This is a genomic window from Pseudoclavibacter sp. Z016 (assembly GCF_002931215.1).
Classification (GTDB): Bacteria; Actinomycetota; Actinomycetes; order Actinomycetales; family Microbacteriaceae; genus Pseudoclavibacter.
Genome location: NZ_PSTU01000018.1, coordinates 69,157 through 78,081 on the forward strand (window position 1 = coordinate 69,157; position 8,925 = coordinate 78,081).

Genomic DNA, 8,925 nt, shown 5'->3' on the forward strand with positions numbered 1-8,925 from the left:
AGAGACAGCCATGTCGCCCACCACTCAGCGCCTGAGGCGTCTGCTGCGCACCGCGTGCCTGCTCGTCGCAGCAGCCTTCGCCGCCGTGCTCGTCCCCTGGGAGCCCGCGACGGCGCAGGCCATCGAGATCGGGACAGCTCAGACGGCGACCGTGCAGTCTGTTCCCCAGGCGGCCATCGTCACGATCGCGGTCCTCTCGGCGCTCATCATCGTGCTGCTCATCGCCTTCGTCGTCTGGATGCGTCGGCGTGGGCACGCCGAGGACGCGGATGACGCGGACGCCGCGGGGAGCGACGGCGGCGTCGACTCGAACGAGGGAGTGTCAGACACGCGCTAGGCGCTGGTGTCCTCGGCGAGCGCCTGCAGGGTGCTGCCGAGGCGTGCGGCGCTGGCTGCGGTGAGGTCGAGGACGGCTGCCCCGTCGCGCAGGACCGCCACCCAGGTCTCCGATTCTCCCGCCTCCCGGTGCGTGACCAGCTCGAGCGTCGTCGGGGTGGCTGGGACCTCGGGTCGGAAGCGAAGCTCCGCGGAGGTCGGTCGCTGCAGGAGCTCGATGGCGAGACTCTCGCCGTAGTGCAGCGTCTCGCCGTCGAGGTGCAGCGAGATGCACCAGGTGGGGCAAGGGGTGGTGCCGGTGGGGTGCTTCATCGGTCGCTCCAGGTGTTCGCGAGTCAGCGGATTGGCGTCGAGCAGACCCGGATGCTGAGGCGCGGAGCTAGGCGACCGGCGGTGCCGTCGGCCCGGTGTCGCCTGCGTCGGCGAGGAGGTCCATCGGCGGCACGCCGAGGAGTTCCGCCATGCCCTCGAGGGTCTGCAGCGTGATGTTGCGCTCGCCGCGCTCGACGGATCCGATGTAGGTGCGGTGCAGCCCCACCACGTCGCCGAGCGCCTCCTGGCTGATACCGCGCGAGAGGCGGATTCGACGGATGTTCTTGCCCACGCTTCGCTGGAGTTCACCGACCATGCCCCAAATGATGGAATGCCGCTACTCATGAGTCTACAGAGTTATAAGTAGCATTCTCTGCCCCGAACGGACCAGGGTCAAGCGAAACGCGGCGGTCCGTGAGACAAGTGAGCTGCGGTACGCGCGGTCTGGGCCCCTCGATGCGGGGTTCGGGCGTGTCGTCCCTAGAGCGACGGCCGGCTCGGGCTGTTCTCAGGTCCGGTGATGCCGAGGCGACGCGCGAGGGTGCGGAGCCCCTCGTTCTCGGGCATGGGCTTCGGGGTGCGCACCGTGAGGCTGGCAGGCTCGATCCAGATGCGCGCAGCGGTGATCTGCCCCGCCGCATCCCCGTCGACCTCGAACTCCTCCGGGCCGGAGTCGAGGCGGAAGGTGACCTCCTCGACCTGCGCGTAGGTGAGGGCGCGCACGTGCTTTCGGCCCTCGAGGAGGATGCGCCTGCCGACATCGGTGCGCCGCATGATGCCGGACTGCACGACGAGGCGGCCGTAGATCTGCAGCCAGCCGATCAGGCCATTGGGGCGCATGATGGCGAGGTCGAGCCTGCCATCGTCGATCTCGGCGTCGGGCAGCAGGTGGAGCCCGCCCGGCATGAGCCCGCAGTTGCCGACCATGACGGTGGCCGCCCGGAGCGACCGCGCATGCGTCTTGCCGTCGACGCGGAGACGCAGGTGGAAGTTCGGTCCGTTGGCGACGGAGCGGGCGATGCCGCCGAGGTACGCGACCCAGCCGACCTTCTTCTTCAGGTCCTCCGAGGTATTCGCGATCATGCCGGCGTCGACGCCGACGCCGCCCATGACGGTGAACGCCATGCGCTCGCGGGTCTTGTCTTCGCGTTCGACGGCGGCCCAGCCGACGTCGATGCGCGCATCCACACCGCCGAAGGCGACTTCGACGGCTCGGGCGAGCGTCGTCATGGGGAGCGTCGAGGGCTTCGCGCCGGGTAGGAGAGTGGATGCGTTCTGCACCATCTCGGACACCGTGTCGGTCACGCCTCCCGCGACCTCGATGCCGATGTTGCGCGCGAGGAGGTTGCCGGTTCCGCCCGGGACCACGCCGAGTGCGACGTCCGTGCCCGCCAGGGTCTCGGCGACGAGTCGAACGGTTCCATCGCCCCCGGCGGCGATGACCATCGTCGCGCCAGCTTCGATGGCCTCCTTCGTCTGCCCCGCTCCGGGATCATCCGCGGTCGTCTCGAACCACAGGGGCTCCGGCCAGCCGTACCGTTCCGCGCTCTCGGCCGCGGCTGCGCGGAGGGCTTCTGTATCGACCTTCACTGGGTTGACGACGATGGCGGCGAGCTTGTCTGAACCCTGTCGGGCGGTATGCGGCATGCAGTGAGCCTAAGTCAGCGGCGGTGTGCGTCTGCGGCGAACGCGCTCCTCTGCTCGCGGCACCCTCGACGACTAGGCTTGGACCGTGATCGACGCCCAGCTTCTCCGTGACCAGCCCGACCTCCTCAAGCGCTCTCAGATCTCGCGCGGCAACGACCCCTCGACGGTCGATGCGGCGCTCGAGGCTGACGCTGCTCGCAGGTCTGCGATCTCCGAGTTCGAGCGGCTGCGCGCCGAGCAGAACGCCGCCTCCAAGCTGGTCGCGAAGGCCAGCAAGGAGGAGAAGCCGGCGATCCTCGCCTCGGTGAAGGACCTGGCGGCGAGCGTCAAGGCGGCAAGCCAGGCCGCGAACGAGGCGAGCGCGGCTGCGGATGCGGCCATCGGGCGCATCCAGAACCTCGTCATCGAGGGCGTGCCGGCGGGTGGCGAGGAGAACTTCGAGGTCCTCAAGACGGTGGGCGAGCGCCCGGCGTTCGACTTCGAGCCGCGCGATCATCTCGAGCTGGGGGAGCTGCTCGGGGCGATCGACATGCAACGCGGGGCGAAGGTCTCCGGCGCTCGGTTCTACTTCCTGCGCGGCATCGGTGCCCGCCTCGAGCTGGCCCTCATGACGTATGCGCTCGATGTCGCGATCCGCAACGGCTTCGTGATGCTCACGACGCCGACGCTCGTGAAGCCGGAGATCATGCGCGGCACTGGCTTCCTCGGCGAGCACGCCGACGAGGTGTACCACCTGCAGGACGACGACCTCTACCTGACGGGCACCAGTGAGGTGGCGCTCGCGGGCTACCACTCCGACGAGATCATCGACATCGAGGCAGCGCCGATGCGCTACGCCGGCTGGTCGACCTGCTACCGCCGCGAGGCCGGTTCGCACGGCAAGGACACGCGCGGCATCATCCGCGTGCACCAGTTCAACAAGCTCGAGATGTTCGTCTACGCGAAGCCGGAGGACGCGGAGGCGGAGCACGAGCGGCTCCTCGGCTGGCAGGAGGAGGTGCTGCAGTCGCTCGGCCTGAGCTACCGCGTCATCGACACCGCCGCCGGCGACCTCGGCTCCTCGGCGGCTCGCAAGTTCGACGTCGAGGCGTGGGTTCCGACGCAGGATGCGTACCGCGAGCTCACCTCGACCTCGAACTGCACGACGTACCAGGCCCGTCGCCTGTCGACGAGGTATCGCACCGAGTCTGGCAAGACCGCGCCGGCTGCGACCCTCAACGGCACGCTCGCGACGACGCGCTGGCTCGTGGCGCTGCTCGAGACGCACCAGCGCGCCGACGGGTCGGTGGTCATCCCCGAGCCGCTGCGTCCCTACCTCGGCGGCCTCGAGGTCATGGAGCCCGTCAAGTGAGCGCGGTGAACCTGCCAGAGCAGGGCGCTGCGGGCGGGCGGATGCTCGTCGCGCTCGACATCGACGGCACGATCCTCGGCATCGACGGTGCGATCCCGGACGCGACGTTCGAGCAGGTTCGGCGGCTGCAGGCCGCGGGCCACGAGGTCATGCTCGCCACCGGCCGCAGCTGGGCGGACACGCGACCCATCGCCGAGCGGCTCGGCCTCGACTCGCAGTTCCACGTGTCCGCGAACGGCGCCATGACGCTCGAGCGCGACGCGGTCGCGCAGGGCGGGTACGCGACTCGCTGGATCGAGACGTTCGACCCCACCGAAGTGCTCGTCAGCCTGCGGGGAGCGCTGGAGAACGCGATGTTCGCGGTCGAGGACCCGCAGGGTGTGTTCAAGTACAGCGGGCACTTCCCCGACGGGAGCTTCGAGGCGCGCGGCGAGGAGGTTCCCTTCGAGGGGCTCCTCAACGCCGAGGCGACGCGACTTGTCGTCATCTCCCCTGACCATTCGATCGAGGAGTTCACGGCGGTCATCGAGCGTCTCGGTCTGCACGAGGTCAGCTACTCCGTCGGCTGGACCGCGTGGCTCGACATCGCGCCGGAGGGCGTCAACAAGGGGACAGCGCTCGAGCGGGTGCGCCGCGAGCTCGGCATCCCGATGGACCGGGTCGTGGTCGCCGGCGACGGGCGCAACGACATCGAGATGCTGCAGTGGGCGTCCAACGGCGGCACGGCCATCGCCATGGGCGACGCCCCGCAGGAGGTCATCGACGCTGGCACGGTGCTGGCGCCGGACTTCGCGCACGACGGACTCGGCGTGGCACTGAGCAGGCTCAGCTAGGCGACGGCATGACCGTCGACGTGCCGCGGAGGCGCCCGCTCGCCGCCATCGGCCAAGCGCTCGACGGGTTCTTCTTCGTCTTCGCGGGACTCGCCGCGATCTGGCTCGCGGTGCTCGTCGCCGATGACTCGTTCCAGGTCGGCTGGTGGGGGATCCTCCTGCTGCTCGCCTTCTGGGGCCTGCTCGCGTACCTCGTCCTGCCGCGCATCCACCGCATCCTGACGACCGTGTACGTGCCCGACTACTTCATCGGCAGGGCGCGGACCAGCGACGGCCTGCTCGGCGACCCCATCAACCTGGGGCTGCTCGGACACGAGGCCGAGCTGCATGATGCGATGCGCGCCGCCGGCTGGACGCGAGCCGACGACATCTCGCTGCGCACGAGCCTCGGCATCATCTCCTCGACGGTCACCCGTCGCAGTTACCACGAGGCGCCGGTCAGCCCGCTGTTCCTCTTCGGTCGGCAGCAGGACTTCGCGTACCAGCAGGAGGTCGCAGGCAACCCGGCGAAGCGGCATCACGTGCGCTTCTGGAAGTGCCCGGACGGCTGGCTGCTGCCCGGCGGCACCCGGGTCGACTGGCTCGCGGCCGGCACCTTCGACCGCGCTGTCGGCTTCTCGCTCTTCACGCTGCAGGTGACGCACAAGATCGACGCCGACACCGATATCGAGCGCGACCACATCGTCGCCACAGTGCTCGAGGGCACGCCTCGGGCGTCCGTCGCGGTGCTCAAGGACTTCTCGACGGGCTACCACTCGCGCAACGGCGGCGGCGATTCGATCCGCACCGACGGCAACCTGCCGGTGCTGCAGCTGCCGAGCACCTCCGATGCGCCGCTGACCGTCCCCGAGCCCGTGCTGCTGCCCTCGGCCAGCGGTGCTCCCGCAGATCGCCTCGAATCCGCTCCCCGCGACTCGACTCTCCCGGCGCCATCGGCGCCATCGACGAAGAAGCGCGCCGCCTTCGAGGCCATGAGCACCTCGAGCCCCATCGAGAGCTCGGTCGCCGAGGAGGTGCGCCGGCATGGGCGCCCCATCACCATCACGTTCGGCGCGATCGTCGTCTTCGGTCGGGCGCTGCTCGCTCTGCTCTTCTTCGGCGTGCTGGCGCTCATCGGGCCGGACGGCATGCGCGAGGTGCTGACGGATGCCGAGCTCTCCGGGACGGACGCGGCGGCCCTCGCGGAGCCGGCCTGGATCGCCAGCATGGTCGTGGGCGGGATCGTCGTCTCCTCGACGCTGCTGCTCGGCATCCTCGTGCTGCGTGGCGTGAACTGGGCGCGCATCACGCTGCTGCTCTACGCGGCCGGGTCGATCGCCCTGCAGTTCGGCGGCTGGTGGGCAGGAGATGAGGAAATCAGGTTCAGCACTACCCTCGCGTTCACCGCTCTGGATATCCTGTCCTTGCTGGCTCTGTCAGGGAAGCCGGCGCGTCAGTACTCGCGGCAGCGTCCGTGAGTCTGCGTCGAACGTCCGGGTAACCAGATATTTCACTTTCGGTTACCATGGACACGCGAAGAGCTCGAAAACGATACTGAATCGTTGTCTGAGCACTTCTGGAGGGCTGTCCGAGCGGCCGATGGAGCTGGTCTTGAAAACCAGTGGGCAGCAATGTCTCGTGGGTTCGAATCCCACGCCCTCCGCCACCAATCCCCTGACGTGAGGAACACCGCCTGTGACGCATCCCGGACCATCCCGCGCTCGGCGCGGCTACGTTCCGGGCAAGGGCGTGCAGGAGGAGACCCCGAAGGTGACCTCTGCGCGCCACGGCAAGCAGCACGTGACGACGCCTACGAACTCGGTCGTCAAGACCGGGACGATCGCCCTCTGCGTCGCACTCGTCAGCGTCATGTTCGTCGGTGCGCTCGCCTGGATCAACCTGCAGTCGAAGGTCACGACCTTCGACATCGCCGACCCGTCCGGCTCGGAGGAGCCGGCGAGCTTCGCCGAGATCGAGGGCGGCATCAACGTGCTGCTCGTCGGCAGTGACGACCGAACCGGTCAGGGCGCGGAGTTCGGCGAGGGAGAAGCCGATGCGGATGGCGTGCTCAACGACGTCAACATGCTGCTGCACATCGCGGAGGACCGCTCGAGTGCGTCCGTCGTCAGCATCCCGCGCGACACGATCGTGAACCAGCCGGCCTGCACCAACGACCAGGGTGTTGCCATGGAAGAGGCCATCGAGGTCCCCATGAACAGCATCCTCGGGGAGGGCGGCATGAACTGCGTCGTGTCGACGGTCGAGGCGATGAGCGGCATCGAGATCCCCTACGCGGCGATGGTGAAGTTCCGCGGCGTCATCGAGATGTCGAACGCCGTCGGCGGTGTCGACGTGTGCGTCGCGAACGAGATCAGCGACGACTACGTCGGCCTGTACCTGCAGCCGGGCGACTACACGCTCCAGGGCGAGGACGCGCTGAAGTTCCTCCGCACCCGCCACGGCGTGGGCGACGGCAGCGACCTGACCCGCATCGCGAACCAGCAGGTGTTCCTGTCGGCGCTCATCCGCGAGGTGAAGAGCGCTGGAACGCTCACGAACCCCGTCAAGCTGTACGGCCTGGGCGTCGCGGCGACGCAGAACATGACCATGTCGAGCTCGCTGACCGACCCGAACACGCTCGTCAGCATGGCGATGGCGCTCTCGCAGGTGCCCCTCGACAAGATCACCTTCGTGCAGCTGCCGACCGCGGCGTACGACTCGGCGCGCGTGCAGCCACTCGAGCCGGACGCCTCCGCGATGTGGGAGCTGCTGCGCACCGACCAGTCGCTGGAGGTCGCGGGCGCGCCAGAGCCCACCGAGACGCCGGCCGACCCGAGCGCGACGGTCTCCATTGACCCGGCCACGGGCTGGGAGATTGACCCGACGACCGGCTTCCCCATCGACCCGGCGACGGGTATCCCCGTCGACCCCGCCACGGGGCTGCCGGTCGAGACGCCGCCGACGAGCGCCGTGCCGCAGCCCACGCTCGCGGGCCAGCGGGCCGACGAGGAGTCATGCTCCAACGCGAGCTCGTCGCTGTTCTGATCATCGACGCTTCCTGACCACCCGCGTCTGCTGGCATCCTGCGCGGGGTCAGGAGATCCATGTTCGCGCGCTCTATGCTGGCGAACTCGACGTACGCTCCGGGGGAGGCCCGCACCTGTGACGACTTCTCGACGACGGGGAAGCAGCGCCCAGCGCTTCGACCGTGCCGGTGACGATGGCATCCTGCACCCGGATGCGCGGGGTGGGGTCGCCCAGCATGGCCGCCTGCCCGTCACCTCCGCCGCTCGCTCGCTCGGCAAGGGGCTGCTCGTCGCGCTCTCCGCGGCGCTCGTGAGCGTGCTCGCGATCGGCGGGATCGCAGCGGCGAACCTCGGCGGCAACCTGCAGCTGCTGCCGGACCCGGGCGGGGATGAGCCGCCCGTCGCGTTCGACGAGATCGAGGGCGGCTTCAACATCCTCCTCGTCGGCAGCGACGACCGCACGGGTCAGGGCGCCGAGTACGGGGAAGGCGACGAGGCGGCCTCCGGGGTACTCAACGACGTCAACATGCTGCTGCACGTCTCGGCGGACCGCACACACGCCTCCGTCGTCAGCATCCCTCGCGACACGATGGTCGACCAGCCGGCGTGCACCAACGACGAGGGGGTGCAGATGGAGGAGCGCTACGAGGTCCCCATGAACAGCATCCTCGGCGAGGGCGGCATGGGCTGCGTCGTCGAGACCGTCGAGGCGATGAGCGGCCTCGACATCCCGTACGCCGCGATGGTGCAGTTCCTCGGGGTCATCGAGATGTCGAACGCCGTCGGCGGCGTCGACGTGTGCGTGGCGAACGAGATCAGCGACGACTACGTCGGCCTCTACCTGCAGCCGGGCAACTACTCGCTGCAGGGCGAGGATGCGCTGAAGTTCCTCCGCACCCGCCACGGCGTGGGTGGCAGCGACCTGCAGCGCATCGCGAACCAGCAGGTGTTCCTCTCGTCCCTCATCCGCGAGGTGAAGAGCGCTGGCACGCTCGCGAACCCGACGAAGCTCTACGGACTCGGGGTCGCGGCGACGCAGAACATGAAGATGACGAAGTCGCTCGCGGATGTGCCGACCCTCATGGGCATGGCTTCGGCGCTCAACAAGGTCGACCTGTCGAAGATCTCGTTCGTGCAGCTGCCGACCGGCGACTACGACGGCTCGCGGGTCATCCCGCTGGAGCCGGATGCGACGGCCATGTGGGACCTGCTGGCGGCAGACCAGCCGCTGTCCGTCGCCGGTGCGCCGGGCGATGAGGGCGCGGTCGCCGACGACGGGGCCGCCGGCGATGGCACGACCGGCGAGGACGCGGCGACGGATGCGCCCGTCGACCCGAACGCCCCCGTCGCGACCCCCGCGCCCACCTTCGCGGGCCAGGCCGCCGACCAGGAGTCCTGCTCGAACCCGACGACCCTTTTCGGCTAGCCCGCGCCCGCGCCC

The 8,925-nt window shown here is 69.2% G+C and carries 9 protein-coding genes and 1 tRNA gene; 7 read left to right on the forward strand and 3 right to left on the reverse strand.

Annotated elements, in window-relative coordinates; all coding sequences use genetic code 11:
• Nucleotides 1–10: 10 nt before the first annotated feature.
• Nucleotides 11–337, forward strand: a complete 327-nt coding sequence (locus C5B99_RS17110) for a hypothetical protein (RefSeq protein WP_104244311.1) — start codon at nucleotides 11–13, stop codon at nucleotides 335–337.
• On the opposite strand, the gene C5B99_RS17115 is transcribed toward C5B99_RS17110, so the two are convergent.
• From C5B99_RS17115 to C5B99_RS17125, 3 genes are all read right to left on the reverse strand, one after another.
• Nucleotides 334–648 carry a DUF6907 domain-containing protein gene (locus tag C5B99_RS17115; RefSeq protein ID WP_104244313.1) on the reverse strand — a complete coding sequence of 105 codons (315 nt, stop codon included), beginning with the start codon at nucleotides 646–648 and terminating at the stop codon, nucleotides 334–336. The genes C5B99_RS17110 and C5B99_RS17115 overlap by 4 nt on opposite strands.
• Nucleotides 649–715: 67 nt before the next feature.
• Nucleotides 716–964: a helix-turn-helix domain-containing protein gene (locus C5B99_RS17120; protein ID WP_104244315.1), complete on the reverse strand. Its 249-nt coding sequence runs from the start codon at nucleotides 962–964 to the stop codon at nucleotides 716–718.
• A 164-nt stretch (nucleotides 965–1,128) separates the two neighbouring features.
• Complete coding sequence (locus C5B99_RS17125; RefSeq protein ID WP_104244317.1) at nucleotides 1,129–2,295, reverse strand: diacylglycerol kinase family protein; 1,167 nt, start codon at nucleotides 2,293–2,295, stop codon at nucleotides 1,129–1,131.
• Between the two features lie 85 nt (nucleotides 2,296–2,380).
• On the opposite strand from C5B99_RS17125, the gene serS reads away from it, so the two are divergent.
• The 6 genes from serS (at nucleotide 2,381) to C5B99_RS17155 (ending at nucleotide 8,910) form a co-directional block, all read left to right on the forward strand.
• Entirely contained in the window at nucleotides 2,381–3,646 is a 1,266-nt protein-coding gene (gene serS, locus C5B99_RS17130; protein ID WP_104244319.1) for a serine--tRNA ligase, read from the forward strand.
• Complete coding sequence (locus C5B99_RS17135; protein ID WP_194686498.1) at nucleotides 3,643–4,479, forward strand: HAD family hydrolase; 837 nt, start codon at nucleotides 3,643–3,645, stop codon at nucleotides 4,477–4,479. The genes serS and C5B99_RS17135 overlap by 4 nt, the downstream gene beginning before the upstream one ends.
• Before the next feature lie 8 nt (nucleotides 4,480–4,487).
• Nucleotides 4,488–5,936 (forward strand): LssY C-terminal domain-containing protein, encoded by a 1,449-nt coding sequence (locus C5B99_RS17140; protein WP_104244321.1) that lies wholly within the window; start codon nucleotides 4,488–4,490, stop codon nucleotides 5,934–5,936.
• 100 nt (nucleotides 5,937–6,036) lie between these two features.
• A tRNA-Ser gene (locus C5B99_RS17145) sits at nucleotides 6,037–6,124 on the forward strand.
• 29 nt (nucleotides 6,125–6,153) lie between these two features.
• Nucleotides 6,154–7,503, forward strand: a complete 1,350-nt coding sequence (locus C5B99_RS17150; RefSeq protein ID WP_104244323.1) for an LCP family protein — start codon at nucleotides 6,154–6,156, stop codon at nucleotides 7,501–7,503.
• A gap of 117 nt (nucleotides 7,504–7,620) precedes the next feature.
• Entirely contained in the window at nucleotides 7,621–8,910 is a 1,290-nt protein-coding gene (locus tag C5B99_RS17155; RefSeq protein WP_104244325.1) for an LCP family protein, read from the forward strand.
• Nucleotides 8,911–8,925: the final 15 nt, after the last annotated feature.